Source organism: Sphingomonas sp. S2-65 (assembly GCF_021513175.1).
In the GTDB taxonomy this organism is placed as follows: domain Bacteria; phylum Pseudomonadota; class Alphaproteobacteria; order Sphingomonadales; family Sphingomonadaceae; genus Sphingomonas.
The window spans coordinates 3,661,570-3,675,367 of sequence record NZ_CP090953.1 but is presented as its reverse complement, the minus strand read 5'-3'; the positions used below and the strand labels follow the sequence as shown (position 1 = coordinate 3,675,367).

16 protein-coding genes are annotated in these 13,798 nt (G+C 65.8%); 11 read left to right on the top strand and 5 right to left on the bottom strand.

Annotated features, from left to right (window positions below; all coding sequences use genetic code 11):
- The first annotated feature begins 131 nt into the window (after positions 1-131).
- Positions 132-761, top strand: coding sequence for a response regulator transcription factor (locus tag LZ586_RS17420; protein ID WP_235077563.1), 630 nt, complete (start codon positions 132-134; stop codon positions 759-761).
- A 16-nt stretch (positions 762-777) separates the two neighbouring features.
- Here the strand turns inward: LZ586_RS17420 and LZ586_RS17415 are convergent, their stop codons facing one another.
- The 3 genes from LZ586_RS17415 to LZ586_RS17405 all read right to left on the bottom strand — a co-directional run bounded on the left by LZ586_RS17415 (position 778) and on the right by LZ586_RS17405 (position 3,130).
- Positions 778-1,119 carry a lysozyme inhibitor LprI family protein gene (locus tag LZ586_RS17415; RefSeq protein WP_235077562.1) on the bottom strand — a complete coding sequence of 114 codons (342 nt, stop codon included), beginning with the start codon at positions 1,117-1,119 and terminating at the stop codon, positions 778-780.
- Positions 1,120-1,205: 86 nt separating this feature from the next.
- Complete coding sequence (locus tag LZ586_RS17410) at positions 1,206-1,553, bottom strand: hypothetical protein (RefSeq protein ID WP_235077561.1); 348 nt, start codon at positions 1,551-1,553, stop codon at positions 1,206-1,208.
- Positions 1,554-1,657: 104 nt separating this feature from the next.
- Entirely contained in the window at positions 1,658-3,130 is a 1,473-nt protein-coding gene (locus LZ586_RS17405; RefSeq protein WP_413777303.1) for a PAS domain S-box protein, read from the bottom strand.
- A gap of 161 nt (positions 3,131-3,291) precedes the next feature.
- Between LZ586_RS17405 and LZ586_RS17400 the strand changes: the two genes are divergently transcribed.
- The 5 genes from LZ586_RS17400 to LZ586_RS17380 all read left to right on the top strand — a co-directional run bounded on the left by LZ586_RS17400 (position 3,292) and on the right by LZ586_RS17380 (position 7,263).
- A complete protein-coding gene (locus LZ586_RS17400; protein WP_235077559.1) occupies positions 3,292-3,561 on the top strand; it encodes a GlsB/YeaQ/YmgE family stress response membrane protein in 270 nt (89 codons plus the stop codon).
- A 17-nt stretch (positions 3,562-3,578) separates the two neighbouring features.
- Positions 3,579-4,112 (top strand): hypothetical protein, encoded by a 534-nt coding sequence (locus tag LZ586_RS17395; protein WP_235077558.1) that lies wholly within the window; start codon positions 3,579-3,581, stop codon positions 4,110-4,112.
- Positions 4,113-4,211: 99 nt separating this feature from the next.
- Positions 4,212-5,180 carry an SAM-dependent methyltransferase gene (locus LZ586_RS17390; RefSeq protein ID WP_235079843.1) on the top strand — a complete coding sequence of 323 codons (969 nt, stop codon included), beginning with the start codon at positions 4,212-4,214 and terminating at the stop codon, positions 5,178-5,180.
- Positions 5,181-5,282: 102 nt separating this feature from the next.
- Positions 5,283-6,560, top strand: a complete 1,278-nt coding sequence (locus LZ586_RS17385) for a cytochrome P450 (protein ID WP_235077557.1) — start codon at positions 5,283-5,285, stop codon at positions 6,558-6,560.
- Positions 6,553-7,263 carry a DoxX family protein gene (locus LZ586_RS17380; protein ID WP_235077556.1) on the top strand — a complete coding sequence of 237 codons (711 nt, stop codon included), beginning with the start codon at positions 6,553-6,555 and terminating at the stop codon, positions 7,261-7,263. The genes LZ586_RS17385 and LZ586_RS17380 overlap by 8 nt, the downstream gene beginning before the upstream one ends.
- A 109-nt stretch (positions 7,264-7,372) precedes the next feature.
- On the opposite strand, the gene LZ586_RS17375 is transcribed toward LZ586_RS17380, so the two are convergent.
- Entirely contained in the window at positions 7,373-7,774 is a 402-nt protein-coding gene (locus tag LZ586_RS17375; protein WP_235077555.1) for a UrcA family protein, read from the bottom strand.
- 416 nt (positions 7,775-8,190) lie between these two features.
- Here LZ586_RS17375 and LZ586_RS17370 point away from each other — a divergent pair, with 416 nt between their 5' ends.
- The 3 genes from LZ586_RS17370 to LZ586_RS17360 all read left to right on the top strand — a co-directional run bounded on the left by LZ586_RS17370 (position 8,191) and on the right by LZ586_RS17360 (position 11,945).
- A complete protein-coding gene (locus LZ586_RS17370) occupies positions 8,191-9,801 on the top strand; it encodes a GMC family oxidoreductase (RefSeq protein WP_235077554.1) in 1,611 nt (536 codons plus the stop codon).
- 88 nt (positions 9,802-9,889) lie between these two features.
- Entirely contained in the window at positions 9,890-10,660 is a 771-nt protein-coding gene (locus LZ586_RS17365; protein WP_235077553.1) for a winged helix-turn-helix domain-containing protein, read from the top strand.
- A 136-nt stretch (positions 10,661-10,796) separates the two neighbouring features.
- Positions 10,797-11,945 carry a GAF domain-containing protein gene (locus tag LZ586_RS17360; protein ID WP_235077552.1) on the top strand — a complete coding sequence of 383 codons (1,149 nt, stop codon included), beginning with the start codon at positions 10,797-10,799 and terminating at the stop codon, positions 11,943-11,945.
- A 4-nt stretch (positions 11,946-11,949) separates the two neighbouring features.
- On the opposite strand, the gene LZ586_RS17355 is transcribed toward LZ586_RS17360, so the two are convergent.
- Positions 11,950-12,426: a MarR family winged helix-turn-helix transcriptional regulator gene (locus LZ586_RS17355; protein ID WP_235077551.1), complete on the bottom strand. Its 477-nt coding sequence runs from the start codon at positions 12,424-12,426 to the stop codon at positions 11,950-11,952.
- A 131-nt stretch (positions 12,427-12,557) separates the two neighbouring features.
- Between LZ586_RS17355 and LZ586_RS17350 the strand changes: the two genes are divergently transcribed.
- Together LZ586_RS17350 and LZ586_RS17345 are read left to right on the top strand one after the other, a co-directional pair.
- The gene (locus tag LZ586_RS17350; RefSeq protein WP_235077550.1) at positions 12,558-12,983 is read left to right on the top strand and encodes an Ohr family peroxiredoxin; all 426 of its coding nucleotides are present in this window, start codon (positions 12,558-12,560) and stop codon (positions 12,981-12,983) included.
- Between the two features lie 20 nt (positions 12,984-13,003).
- Entirely contained in the window at positions 13,004-13,798 is a 795-nt protein-coding gene (locus LZ586_RS17345) for an alpha/beta fold hydrolase (RefSeq protein ID WP_235077549.1), read from the top strand.

Sequence of the window (13,798 nt, the reverse complement as noted above, 5' to 3'; positions counted from 1 at the left end):
AGCAGCATCCGCGCATTGTCGAGTGCTGGACGTTTCTTGATCGATACTGTGCCACTTGCCGGGCGCAAAGCGCGGCCCGGTGGCCGCAGCCGATCCTGACAAACTCCTTCTCGGCGCGAGGGAGAAAGACGATGAAGCACATCTATGTGGTCGACGATGATACCGACATGCGCAACTGGCTGCGAAACCTCATCCTTGAGGAGACCGAGGCGACAGCGGTGGAGTGCTTCGAAGACGGGCGCTCCTTCCTGGCAGCTGCCGACCATCTCCCTCCTGGGTTGGTCATCCTCGACATCCGCCTGCCGCAGTTCGACGGGCTCGATGTCCTCCGCACGATCCGCCGCGGCAAACTACGCTTCAGCGTCATCTTCCTGACGCGGCACGGAAGCACGCCGATAGCGGTTGAAGCCATGAAAGAGGGTGCCGTCGACTTCCTGGAAAAGCCCGTGGATCCGGAGCTGCTTCTGGGCTCGATCGCCGCGGCCTGGCAGAAACTGCATGTCGATCGCGCGAAGGCCGATCGAGCCGCGGAGGCGTCCGCGAAGATGGAGAAGCTCAGCCCCCGTGAAAAGCAGGTGCTGCACGGTCTCATGGATGGATTGCGAAACAAGGACATCGCTCTCCGTCTTGAGATCAGCCCCCGGACAGTGGAAATCTACCGGGCGAAGATCATGGACAAATTGGAGGCGCGAACATTTGCAGATGCCGTGTTTCTCGCGCTTCAGTCAGAAGCAGCTACCGTACAAGCCAACGATCGATGAGGGGCTCATGGCGATGTCACTGCGCCTCGATCTGTAGGATGCGCAGACTGGCTTCCAACTGCAGTGCCCGGTCTCGCACGACACGTGTAGCGGAGCCGCCCTGCATCGGAACGTACATCGTTCCCTGCCTGGTGGCGAACAGGGCCGCGTCCGCCATGCGCTGCGCGTCACGAAAGGCGAGCCAAGTGCGCTGCGCATTCCTCAACTCGCCCGCGGCCCGACGTGGCAGGGTGCGGAGCAATGCTCCATAGGCCGCGTTCATCCGCCGATCATAGGCACTCTCAGCCTGGACCTCACAGCGCGTCTGCGCCGAGGTTGATCCGTTCGCGGGATTGTCGAGGCAAAGGTTGAGCGCCATTTCCGTGGGATCTGCTTGCTGCCCTGCGAAGCTGGCCGCGGAGAATAGTATCGCGGGAAGGAGCGAAGCGAACAAGTTGCCGTCGCTCAGCGGGCCATGCGGCGCTGCTGACGTGCAGCAATCCCGCCGAGAACAGCCATCACGGCCCCGATGCCGATGAGGAACATCGCCAGCATGCCGCCGCCGACTTCAGCGTTGTTCGCGCGGCTGATCGCCGCCGCCGCTTCGTTGGCATCGGTCGCGGTCATCGCGGAAGCAAATGCGCGGTCCTGACACCGGGCGATCATTGCAGCCCCCTGGCTGCGTACCCGGTCCTCACACTGCGCGACGCTTATCGGATCGGCAGCGGGCGGCCCATTGGTCAGGCGAAGCGCCAACCCCGCAAGAAGGAGGATCACGCCGATGACTGCGACGCTTGCCGGATACTTCTTCATGCAGAACCCCGCGAAAAATTGGACGCACGGTCGCAACGAAGAACATCCGCTTTCTTTCCTCCGCACGGCACCGGGACCGCGCTGGTCGGCGTGCTGCCTGGCCCTCAGTCCCGCTTGGAACCCATGCCACGCTCCCGGCCCCAGACGACGGCGCCGCTGCGCCTGTTCGTGCCGATCTTGGCGTAGATGCGCGCGACATGGTTCCGCACCGTGTTGCGCGCGATCGCCAGCCGGTCGGCAATGGCGCTGTCATCGAGATCGTCGCAGATCAGGTCGAGGATTTCGCGCTCGCGCGGGCTCAATTCGGTCGTGGCGTGATGCGGCGCGGGCCTGCGCAGCCGCGCCAGCCTGTCCAGGATGGAGCGGCTGAGCCAACTCGCGTCCTTCAGTGCCTCCTCGATCGCTTCGCCGAGCTCCGCCTCGCTCCTGCGGCGCTCGGTCACATCTTCGTAGACCCAGAGTACGCAAGGCGCGCCATGGACGTGGATCGTCTCGGCCGAGACGATGCAGTCCACCGGCACCTGCGACCGCGAAACCAGGCTGGCGTCGCGGCCCCGAACCGAGCCGTGCCGGCGCACCTCTCCCTCTACCGCCGCGCCCTCCTCCGCCCTTTGCCACAGCCCCAGCTCGTCCGCGGTATGGCCCAGCGCGAGATCGCCCTCATGGCCGGTGAGCTGGCGAAAAGCGGCGTTTACGCTGGTGATGCGGTGATCGACATCGCGGGTGATCGCCATCGCCACCGGCGCCATCTCGAACACCGCCTGCAGATGCCGCTCGCTGGCGACGAGCGACTGCTCGGCTTCCCGCCTGGGCTGAAGGTCGGCGAAGGTGAGCAGCAGCGCATCCTCGCCCATGACGTCGATCGGCTGGCCGGCGAACAGCACCAGCCGCCGCGATCCGTCGGCCACGAGCAGTTCGGCCTCGGCTTGGGAGATGATCTCGCCGCCCTCCATCTGCTGCCGCACCGCCGAGCTGTCGGGCAGGCCGCCCAGCAGGTCGAGGCTGAATAGCGAGCGGCCGACAAGTTGCTGCGGCTCGAACCCGGTCAAAGCGAGGAAGCCGTCATTGGCCTGAAGGAGCCGAAGATCCCGTTGCCGCACGATGATCGCCGGCGCGGGATTGGCCCGGAACATCGCGCTGAACCGCGCTTCCGCATCATGCCGCTCGGACACGTCGCTGAGCACGATGGCGAGATAATCCGGCTCGCCGCCGTCCACGTCCATCGTGACATCGCGCGCCTGATGCACCCAGCGCGCCTGGTCCTCGCCCGCGGGCGCCACTTCGACCACCATGTCCGGGATAGCCTCGCCGGCCAGCACCTTGAACAGCGGGTACTCCCGTTGCTTCAGCCGGCGGTGGTCGGCCGCCCACAGCGTGAAACGCCGGGCATAGCCCTCGGCCGTCCCACCCAGATCCTCCAGGCGATGAACGCCATGCATTTCGAGCGCCGCGGCATTAGCGCTCAGGATCACCCCGCTCGGGTCGAGCAGGATCACGCCGTCGAGAAGTTGCGCCATCAGCTGTTCCAGGTGACGCAGGTTCGGCTGCCGGTGCGCAGAGGCGGTGGTCGCTGGCATCGATGTCCAACCCGGCACTCCTGCCCGAGTTCCCGGGGCAAGCACCACCCCGACTAGTACTGGCGCACTAGCTACCGGCCTCGGGAAGCACCGCCTTTTTGAACCTAGCCAGGCACTCCTCCGTTCTGAGCCCTGTTATCCACCATGCGGAAGGAACGGCCATGGGCCTCATCTTACTTCTTGTTGTCGGCGGCCTGATCGGCTGGGTCGCCAGCATGATCATGCGTACCGACGGTCAGCAGGGCATCTTTCTCAACATCGTCGTCGGTATCGTCGGCGCCCTGCTCGCCGGCTTCATCGTGACCCCGCTTATCGGCGGCGCGCCGATCACCAGTGGCGAGATCAGCATCCAGTCGGTGCTCGTGTCGCTGGTCGGCGCGGTCGTGCTGCTCGCCATCATCAACCTGGTTCGCCGCGGTTCGGTTCGCTGATCAAAGGACATAACACCATGAACACCCAAACGGCTTCGGCCATTTTCGATACCGAGGCAGCAGCGCAGCGCGCCGTCGCCGATCTTCGCGACGCCGGCGTGCCCGAGCAAGCGTTCTCGGTCGTCACGCAGCGCGGCGGCGTCACCACCACGGCGGATGCCGACGGTGCCGTCACCGACGAGGATCATGGCAGCGTCGCGCGCGGTATTCTGGGCGGCGGCGCGCTGGGCGCCGGCCTCGCCGTCGCGGCGCTGGCGATCCCCGGCGTCGGCCCTCTCGTCGCTGCAGGTGCTATCGCAGCGTCGGCTGTTCCCGGTGCAATGGCGATCGGCGCCGCTGCCGGGGCCGCGGCAGGCACCTTGAACGAAACGCTGGGCAAACACGGCATCGACCACGACGATGCCGATTATTACGGCACGCATCTCGGTCAGGGCGGCGTGCTGGTTTCGGTGGACACAAACGCCGGCGGCGTGTCGTCCGAGGCGGTCTCCGACATCCTCTACCGAAATGGCGGCCACAACTCGCGCCGCTCTCGCCTGTCGGCCTACTGACGCCGGGTCATTCGCAAGCGGGCCGGGGATGCGTGTAGCGTCCCCGGTTCGCCTGCAATGCCGGACGCGAGCGTACGCCCTCACTCAAAATGATTGCGGGTGTCACAACAGTATTTCGTCTGTAACGATAACAGCCATCCCGAAGCTCAGCCGAAACCCATTCGAGCGCAGAACCTGCCGGTCACAATTAGGGTTCGGCTTATGGAACAGAGCATTCAGGACTGCATCGACGAGCTCCGCCGCTCAACCAGAATGATCGCAGTGATCGGAGCGTCGCTCAAGCTGCGAGCCGATCTGGACGTCGCGCCGAGCGTTGCCGAGTTGATACGTCACGGTGCCGAGATGGCCCTCGGTGAGGACCTGGCGACGTTGAGCGCTGCCGACGCGCATGCGCTGCTTGTCTCGATTGAGATGGCGATTGCGGAGAGCAGCGAATTGCTCCGCCATCCTGAACGAGCGACCACCTGGAAGGTCGAGGACGCCGACCTTCTTCAAGCGACGACACGAGCATCAAGCGCTGCGTTCACCCGCATCCTCGCCCTTGCTGAAACGCGTCCGGCCCTGCGAGGGGCGTTGAACGGCGTGTTCCTCGATGTCGGCACGGGCGGCGGCGGCATCGCACTAAAAGCCGCGGAGGCCTGTCCCGATCTCGAGGTCGATGCGATCGATCTGTGGCAGCCCGCGCTTGCTCTGGCGCGGCAGAATATCGCCGCCAGCCCCTATGGCGATCGCATCCGCCTGTCCGATCTGGACGTCACCGCCCTTCCGTCGCGGCCACGGTACACGCTGGTCTGGCTGCCGACCATGTTCCTGTCGCGCGCCGTCCTCGAACAGGCGCTGGACCGCATCGTTGCAGCGTCGCGAGGCGGCGCTTCGATCGTCGCGGCGCTCTACACCGCGCCCGACGATCCGTTCCTGGCGGTGATGGCGGCGCTGCGGACGCTGCGTAGCGGGGGTGAGGTCACCGAGCCTTCTGAGCTGGAGACGATGCTGCGCGCACGCGGCTATCGCGATGTCGAGATCGATATCGCCCCGATCGCAACCTTCGTGCTGGGTCGCCTGCCCTAACCACCCGGGCAACACTGCATTCGTAACCCGAAGCCGTGGTCCTGAAATGCCGGGTCAGCCCCAGCGGATCACCTCGCAGCTTCCATCTGCGAGGAGCGCTGCATGCACGGAACCGAAAAAGACGCCATCGACACCAGCACGTTCGAGCAGGATCTCGCGTCGCTTCCGATCGACTCGCTCGATGTGGCGCAGCCGCGGCTGTTTCAGCTCGGGCTGGCGCCGCGCTATTTCGAGCGGCTGCGCCGCGAAGCGCCGGTGCATTATTGCGCCGACGGCCATTACGGCGCCTATTGGTCGGTGACCCGGCTGGCCGACATCGAGGCGGTCGAGCTTGATCCCGCGACCTTCTCGTCGGATCACGCGAACGGCGGGTTCACGATCGCGTCCCACCAGGACCAACCGCAATTCCTGCCCTCGTTCCTGGCGATGGATCCGCCGCGCCATACCGAGCAGCGCAAGATCGTCGCGCCAGCCTTTTCTCCCGACCGGCTAGGAGCGATGGCGGACCAGCTTCGGCGCTGGTCGGCGGATATCCTCGATGCCCTACCCGTCAACGAGCCCTTCGACTGGGTGGATCGCGTATCAGTGGAACTCACCGCGCGGACGCTGGCCCTGCTGCTCGGCTATCCGCAGGAGCGATCGCGCGACCTGATCCGCTGGTCGGAGGCGATGGTGGCGCTGGTCGGCACGCCCGCCTTCCCCACGCTCGCGGACAAGCTGCGCGTCATGCAGGAATGTTTCACCGCCTTCGATGCGATCTGGGCCGAGCGGCTGCAACGACCCGCCGGCAACGACCTCATCTCGATGCTGGCGAGCCAGCCGGAGACGCGCGATATGGCGCCCACCGAGCTGCACGGCACCCTGCTGCTGCTGATCGTCGGCGGCAACGACACGACACGAAACAGTATCACCGGCAGCGTCGTCGCGTTCGACCGCTTTCCCGAGCAACTCGAGCGCCTGCGTGCGCAGCCGGGCCTGATCGCGGGACTGACGCCCGAGCTGCTGCGGTGGCAGACCCCGATCGCGCATATGCGCCGCACCGCTACACGCGACGCCAAGCTGGGCGGCCGCCAGATCGCCAAGGGCGACAAGGTCGTCCTGTGGTATCTGGCGGCGAATCGCGACGACACGATGTTCGAGCAGGCAGACTCGTTCGTGCTCGATCGGCCCAATGCGCGGCGGCATCTTGCCTTTGGCGCGGGCATCCACCGCTGCGTGGGCGCGCGGCTGGCCGAGTTGCAGGTGCGTACGCTTTGGGAAGAAATCCTGAAGCGCTTTCCGCGGATCGAAGTGTTGCAGCCGCCGGGGCGGACCTTTTCCACCTTCATCCACGGCTATACCGATCTTGAGGTGATCCTTCCGGAACGCCGCGGTGGCTGACACGCCGGCGGGTTACGACGGTAGCGCGGGCGCCTGTGGCGGTAATTCGATCGCGTTGCGGCACGAACAAGCTCTCCGCATGGAAACCGAAGACAAGCCCGAGCGCCCGCCGTCCTTCCTGTCGCTATTGATCGAGTCGATGGCGGCGGCCGGTTGCGCCCTCTACCCCTCCTCCGCGTCGATCACGCTGATGGTGGAGATCGAAGCGCAACGCGAACGCCGCCGGCGCGAGCGGCTGGCCCTCAAACAAGAAAACAACATGGAGCAGGCTCGGACAACAACGGAGCTGTCGATGAATACCGTGGTCGAACGTCTGTTGAAACTGCCGATGGTCGAGATGATCGCCCGTATCGTGCTGACCTTTCCCTTCTGGGAAAGCGGCCTCGCGAAAATCATCAACTTCACGGCGGGTGTCGCCGAGATGGCGCATTTCGGCCTGGAGCCCGCCCCGGCGTTCAACATCGCGACGGTGATCGTCCAGCTCGGGGGATCGATGCTCATCATCCTGGGCCGGTACGCCTGGCTCGGGGCCGGCGCCCTCGGCGTGTTCACCGGGCTCACGATCGTTCTGGTGCACCGTTTCTGGGCAATCGCCGAGGACCCGTTCAGGACGATCGCGTTCCACACCGCGACCGAGCATGTCGGCATGATCGGGGGCCTGCTCGCGATCGCGATCCTGACGACCCGTTCCCGGGCTGAATGAAGCAGCATCCTGAACGGCACCGAGAAACATCGGGAGCCGCTTCAACACGCCGAAAGGCTGGCCGGCACGTCTGCGACGACCGACCAGCTCTTCGGCGCGAGATCCCAGGTCAGCCGACCGGCGGGCCGAACTCCTCCCCGATCGTCTCGCCCCGCCCTTGATTGGTGCGGCTCGGTTCGCCTGCATAAGGCGGGCGAACGGCGTTGCAGACACGGACAGCCTTGGCGATCACGCGATCACGCTGGACCACGGCGCTGCGATACGCTTCGCGCCGGCATGCCATCGTCGGGCTCAACGGGTGCACAATATCGGCCGCCGGACATACGGCGGCAGCGGCGGCGCGGATCCGCCGGTCCAGCCGCTTCTGCCCATGCCGCGTCGTAAGGTCGAGATCGTTCGTCCGTACTACGATGTGAGCCTCGTGGCTGGAATCGACGGGCTTCGCTGCGGCGACACCCGCGGCCATCGTTGCCGCGACAAACGCGGCGGTAAGACCTGCTACTGTTCTCATTTGAATGCTCCGATACTGAAAAGATGCCCCACCCAGGCCCCTTCACGTTCGGCAGTTGCGATTGCGCTTCGTGAGAAACGGAGATCGTTAGGGTTGAAACAGCGGTTCGGAGCGCCCCGGCGGCTTCGCTCCAAGGCGGCTCCATCACCAATTTCGCGCAAGCCCCTGCAATTCTGTAAAATTATCTTATTTGCTATATTTGATATATTTGATAGAAAGACGTTGTCCGAACGGTGCTGATCAAAGCGCTTCGGGTGCTGCACTCGATCCTGATGCCTAAGCGCATCTGAGCGAATGCGGCGACACACGTCTGGATGAGGTCCGGTTTCGACCGCCGCTGCTTGTGCGCACCCGCGCCAGCGGCGCCGGTCTTCTGCGGCTCACGTCTGGCGATCGAAATTCGAAAGGAGATACCGATGGCAAACGCGACTGATGCCCACGACTTCGCCCGAGCGGCGCAGGAAAACCAAGCCCGGCTGACCGCCGATCTGAAGCCCAGCTATGACTTCATTGTCTGCGGTGCCGGCGCGTCCGGCTCCGTCACGGCACGCCGGTTGGCGGAGAACCCCGACGTGCAGGTGCTGCTCATCGAAGCGGGCGGCAGCGACGAGGTGGAGCAGGTGCTCGACCCGGCGCAATGGCCGACCAATCTGGGCAGCGAGCGTGACTGGGGGTTTCAGGCCGAACCCAACCCGCATCTGAACGGCCGCGCCCTGCCGATGTCGATGGGCAAGGTGCTCGGCGGCGGCTCGAGCGTCAACGTGATGGTTTGGGCGCGCGGCCATCGCAGCGATTGGGACTATTTCGCCGCGGAGGCGGGGGACGACGCTTGGGGCTACCGGAACGTTCTCGACCTCTACCGCCGCATCGAGAATTGGCAGGGCGCGCCCGACCCGGAGTATCGCGGCACCTCCGGTCCGGTCTGGGTGCAGCCCGCGGTTGATCCGAGCCCGATCGCACGGACCATGCTCGACGCAGCCCGCGAGATTGGCATCCCGACCTTCGACAGCCCGAATGGGCGGATGATGGAAGGCTTGGGCGGCGCGGCGATCAGCGACATGATTGTGCGCGACAGCCGGCGTCACTCGTTGTTCCGCGCCTATGTCCAGCCCCTGCTCGACCGCCCGAACCTGACTGTGCTGACCGGCACCACCGTTCTCCGCGTCACCCTGGAAGGCAATCGCGCGACCGGTGTCGAGATCCTTCGCGGCAACGACGTGCGCACCATTGGCGCGCGGATGGAGGTGATCCTTTCGCTCGGCGCGATGCAGACTCCCAAGGTGCTGATGCATTCCGGCATCGGTCACGAAGGTGAGCTGAACCGCGTCGGTATCCCGGTCATCCAGCATCTCCCCGGTGTCGGCCAGAACCTTCAGGACCATGTCTCGTTCGGTTGTATCTGGGAATATCAGGAACCGATCGCCCCGCGGAACAGCGGCAGCGAGGCGACTCTATATTGGAAGAGCCGACCGGAGCTGGAATCGCCCGACCTGCTGTTCTGCCAGGTCGAGTTCCCGGTGCCGAGCGACCGGACAGTGGCACGCGGCGTGCCAGACCACGGCTGGACGATGTTCGCCGGCCTTGCGCGGCCGAGCAGCCGAGGCCGGCTGCGGCTGCGCAGTTCGGACCCGTTCGCCCCGCTGCAGATCGACGCCAACATGATGTCCGATCCGGACGACATGCGCGCAGCGTTGGCCTGTGTTCAGCTGTGCCGCGACTTGGGCAATGCGCAGGCGTTCCGCCCTCACGTCAAGGGAGAGGTCATGCCGGGGAGTCTGGAAGGCGAGGCACTCAAGGACTATGTCCGCGATGCGGCTGTCACTTATTGGCACCAGACCTGCACCGCCAAGATGGGCCGCGACGCGATGTCGGTCGTCGACGCCTCGCTCAAGGTCTATGGCATTGACGGACTGCGCATCGCCGACGGGTCGATCATGCCGCGCGTCACAACCGGCAACACCCAGGCGCCTTGCGCCATCATCGGCGAGCGCGCCGCCGAGATGATCCGCGCCGCGCACCAACTCTGACTCCTGCGCCGCCACGGCAGGCCTGCCTGCGCCATCGGTGCGCAGGTCGGGCCGGTCGCGGCCGCGCTCAGATCGGGAGACTGAAACCATGTACCGTTCCGGCACCAGCCTCTTCACGACGCCGCCATCCGCGCCGATCCGCCCGAGCCACTTCGGCCGCGTCCTCGTCATCGACGAGGACGCGCGGATGCGGGACACAATCATCGACCATCTGAGAGACCGCGACTGGGCGGCGATCGGATGCGGCCAGCGCGACGTGACGCGCCACCTGCAGAGCAAGGACCTCAGCCTCATCGCGCTCCATGCGCGGCTGGAAACCACGGTCGGTCTCGACATGCTACGTCAGATCCGCGGCCAGTCGCATGTGCCGGTCGTGCTCTATGGCAATGACTTGGGCGACGGCGTCACCCGCATAGTGGCGCTCGAGCTCGGCGCAGACGACGTGCTGTGCGGGCCGCTCAATCCGCACGAGTTCCTGGCGCGCGCCCGGGCGATTCTCCGACGGCAGGAACTCGGCCGCCTCGTCGTCCAACCACGTCGCGGCGGCTATCGGTTCGATGGCTGGGAGCTGCGCCATGCCACGCGTGAGCTTCGCTCGCCCCAGGGCGAACTCGTCCCGCTGACCAAGAAGGAATACGCGTTGCTCGGCGTCTTTCTCGGCGCTCCGGGCCGGCCACTATCGCGCGTCCAGCTGATGCATGGAACGCGTGCCGACGAGGACATCTTCGATCGTAGCATCGACGTTCAGGTACTGCGGCTGCGGCGCAAGCTGCAGACCGATCCGTCGGCGCCACAGCTGATCAGGACCGAGCGAGGCTTTGGCTACACGCTGAATGCCACGGTGGAGCCGCTATTCTGACGACCCTGATAGGCAATCCGTGCAGCGGTCGATTGTCGAGATCGTCTGAACACACATGCTTTTCGCAGTGCGCAAGCGCTGTGCTAGGCAGGCGCGGCGAGGGCGCATGGCTTCGCGAACTGGGACTGAGAGAGCGATGGCGACGGCCGAAAAGGACATTCTGACGACCGCGGACACCGCGAAGCTGCTCGGCGTCTCGATCCGCACCGCCCAGCTGCTGATCGAGGGCGGGTCGATTCCGTCGTGGAAGACCCCCGGCGGGCATCGTCGCGTGTACCGCACCGACGTGATGGCTGTGATCGACGGACAAGCGAACGATCCCCTTCCCCAGCCCTCCGCGGTGATCGTCGTGATCTGCCCGAGCGCGCAAGCCTCCGAGTACAGGCAGATCTTCGCGAAGCTGGGTGAGTTCGCAGTCGAGATCTTCGAGGACGTCCTCGCCGCGCTGGTGGCGGTTGGCTCGCTCAGGCCGCACGCGATCATCGCGGACGTCGCGGACACGGGCGTCGATCACGCGTCGCTATTGCGCAGCCTGGCGGGCAATCCGGCGCTCGGGCATAGCCGGATCTTCACCGTCGGCAGCGAGGCGAGCCACGCCGCCAAGCTGCCCGCGCGGGTGGTGCGCGTCGATACTCCGGAAGCGGCACGGGACGCGATCCGCCAGGCGCTGCAGGCGGACGGCGGCGCCACGCTTGATGGCGGCGACCTGCCCTTCCCGATCGCGCTTAACGAGAAGCAGCGGCTGATCGCGCTCGAGCGCGCCGGCCTGCTAGACACCGCGCCCGAAGAGGCGTTCGATCGGCTGACTTGGCTCGCTGCGGAGAGCCTGCAGGCACCGATCGCACTGATGACCCTGCTCACGCCGACGCGGCAATGGTTCAAGTCGCGCGTCGGCCTCGATCTGCCCGAAACGCCTCGGAGCTGGGCATTCTGCAACCACACGATCACGCAACGTGAGGTCTTCAGCGTCGAGGATTTGGCAAGCGATCCGCGTTTCGCCGAAAATCCCGCGGTGACCGGCGCCCCCGGCTTCCGCTTCTACGCCGGCGCGCCGGTCACCGACGAAAACGGCTTCGTAGTCGGGTCGCTATGCGTGATCGACTATAAGGCCCGCCAGCTGGATGCGCGCGAATCGCAGATCATCCAGGCGCTAGCCGCGCTCGCCTCCGACGAAGTGCGTCTCCGCGCGTTCGACCGCCAGGCTCGCAGATCGACGCCTGCAGCCGGGCGCGAAGCCCGCAAGCGCGGCGGCGAAGGGCAGCGCGAAGCCAGTCCCAAGGACTGACGCGTCACACCTCGTCGACGCCACCCCGCGACCATGCACCGATATGCCCGTACAGTGAGTCGCGAAGCTGCCGGGTGCTCTGGTTGAGCGAACCCAGCTCGGCCGCGGTCTGGCCCGATCCGGCGAGCAGCGCGTCGGCCAGGCAGCCCGCATCCTGCCGTAGGTCGCGGCCCTTCGCGGTGAGCGACACCAGCACCTGCCGCTCGTTCCGCGGATTGCGCGATCGGCGCACCAGCCCTGCCGCTTCGAGCCGCTTGAGCAGCGGCGTGAGCGTGCTCGATTCCAGCGCCAGCTGCTCCGCGATCCCGCCCACGGTCTGGCCATCTTTCGCCCACAGGACGTTGAGCACCAGATACTGCGGGTAGGTCAGCCCCAGCCGGTCGAGCAGCGGCTTGTACAGCCGCTGGATCGCCATGGCCGCGGAATACACCGCATAGCAAAGCTGGTCGTCGAGCGGCACCGGGCCGGCAGGGTCGGTCATGGAAAATCCTCGAACGCGCGCGAAAATCGCGCAAGTCTCTAATATCGCGATAAACATTATCCTAGACAAGTCCATCCGGATCATCGATACATATATCGCGATAAACGTTATCGCAGCATTGGAGATGGTGGATGGACATCCTGTATCGAGCCCGCGCTTCTGCGACCGGTGGCCGAACCGGTCATGCCATGACCGATGACGGCGCACTGGCTTTCGCCTTGATGACGCCGAAGGAACTCGGCGGCCCCGCTGGCCAGGGCGCCAACGTCGAACAGCTCTTCGCCTGCGGTTATGCCGCCTCGTTCCTGGGCGCAGTCAAGTTCGTCGCCCGCCGCCACAAGCTGGAGCTGACCGCCGAAACCAACGTCGCCGCCACCGTCGGGATCGGGATGCGTGAGGACGGCACCGGCTTCGGCCTAGACGTCGCGCTTGCCGTCACTCTCCCCGAGATCGAGCCCGCCCTCGCCGCCGACCTGATCGAAGAGGCCGGCGTCGTGTGCCCCTATTCCCACCTGACGCGGAACGGCCTCGCGGTCCGCGTCTTCCTCGCCGCCTGAACCCAAGAAAGGACATGATCATGCTTCGTAACATTCTGACCTTCGCCGCCACCGTAACCGTCGCTGCGGGCCTCGCTACCGCCGCCCAGGCCCAGACCAGCCAGTCGCTGCCGCAGGAACAGGCAGTGAAGAACGTCGTCCTTGTCCATGGCGCCTTTGCCGATGGTTCTGGCTGGCGCGGGGTCTATGACAACCTCACCAAGCGCGGCTATCGCGTCACGGTGGTGCAGAACCCGCTCACGTCGCTGGCCGACGATGTCGCGGCGACCCAGCGCGCGCTCGACCGCCAGGACGGCCCGGCCATCCTCGTCGGCCATAGCTGGGGCGGCACCGTGATCACCGAAGCGGGCGTCCACCCCAAGGTTGCCGGGCTCGTCTATGTCTCCGCACTCTCTCCGGATGCGGGCGAGAGCACCGCGCAGCAATATGACGGCTTCACCACCCCGCCCGAGTTCAAGCTCGACACGCATGGTGACGGGTTCGGTTTCGTCCTGCCCGCGCAATTCAAGGCCGGCTTCGCCGCCGACACGAGCGACGCCGACGCCGCCTTCATGCGCGACTCGCAGGTGCCGATCCGCATGTCGGCCTTCGGCACCAAGCTCGAGCATGCGGCCTGGCGCAGCCGCCCGAGCTGGGCCGTGATCGCCACCGACGACAAGGCGTTCGACCTCAAGATGCTGCGTTCGATGGCCAAGCGGATCGCCGCGGCGACGGTGGAGGTGAAGGCAAGCCACGCGGTCTTCAAGACCCAACCCAAGGTCGTCGCCGACGTGATCGACCAAGCGGCCAGGGAGTCCGCGCGCAAGGCCGGCTGA

Bases quoted from the DNA above. Each gene is read 5' to 3' on its own strand.
- LZ586_RS17420 (WP_235077563.1), top strand. From the start codon at position 132: ATGAAGCACATCTATGTGGTCGACGATGATACCGACATGCGCAACTGG.
- LZ586_RS17415 (WP_235077562.1), bottom strand. From the start codon at position 1,119: ATGGCGCTCAACCTTTGCCTCGACAATCCCGCGAACGGATCAACCTCG.
- LZ586_RS17410 (WP_235077561.1), bottom strand. From the start codon at position 1,553: ATGAAGAAGTATCCGGCAAGCGTCGCAGTCATCGGCGTGATCCTCCTT.
- LZ586_RS17405 (WP_413777303.1), bottom strand. From the start codon at position 3,130: ATGCCAGCGACCACCGCCTCTGCGCACCGGCAGCCGAACCTGCGTCAC.
- LZ586_RS17400 (WP_235077559.1), top strand. From the start codon at position 3,292: ATGGGCCTCATCTTACTTCTTGTTGTCGGCGGCCTGATCGGCTGGGTC.
- LZ586_RS17395 (WP_235077558.1), top strand. From the start codon at position 3,579: ATGAACACCCAAACGGCTTCGGCCATTTTCGATACCGAGGCAGCAGCG.
- LZ586_RS17385 (WP_235077557.1), top strand. From the start codon at position 5,283: ATGCACGGAACCGAAAAAGACGCCATCGACACCAGCACGTTCGAGCAG.
- LZ586_RS17375 (WP_235077555.1), bottom strand. From the start codon at position 7,774: ATGAGAACAGTAGCAGGTCTTACCGCCGCGTTTGTCGCGGCAACGATG.
- LZ586_RS17370 (WP_235077554.1), top strand. From the start codon at position 8,191: ATGGCAAACGCGACTGATGCCCACGACTTCGCCCGAGCGGCGCAGGAA.
- LZ586_RS17365 (WP_235077553.1), top strand. From the start codon at position 9,890: ATGTACCGTTCCGGCACCAGCCTCTTCACGACGCCGCCATCCGCGCCG.
- LZ586_RS17360 (WP_235077552.1), top strand. From the start codon at position 10,797: ATGGCGACGGCCGAAAAGGACATTCTGACGACCGCGGACACCGCGAAG.
- LZ586_RS17355 (WP_235077551.1), bottom strand. From the start codon at position 12,426: ATGACCGACCCTGCCGGCCCGGTGCCGCTCGACGACCAGCTTTGCTAT.
- LZ586_RS17350 (WP_235077550.1), top strand. From the start codon at position 12,558: ATGGACATCCTGTATCGAGCCCGCGCTTCTGCGACCGGTGGCCGAACC.
- LZ586_RS17345 (WP_235077549.1), top strand. From the start codon at position 13,004: ATGCTTCGTAACATTCTGACCTTCGCCGCCACCGTAACCGTCGCTGCG.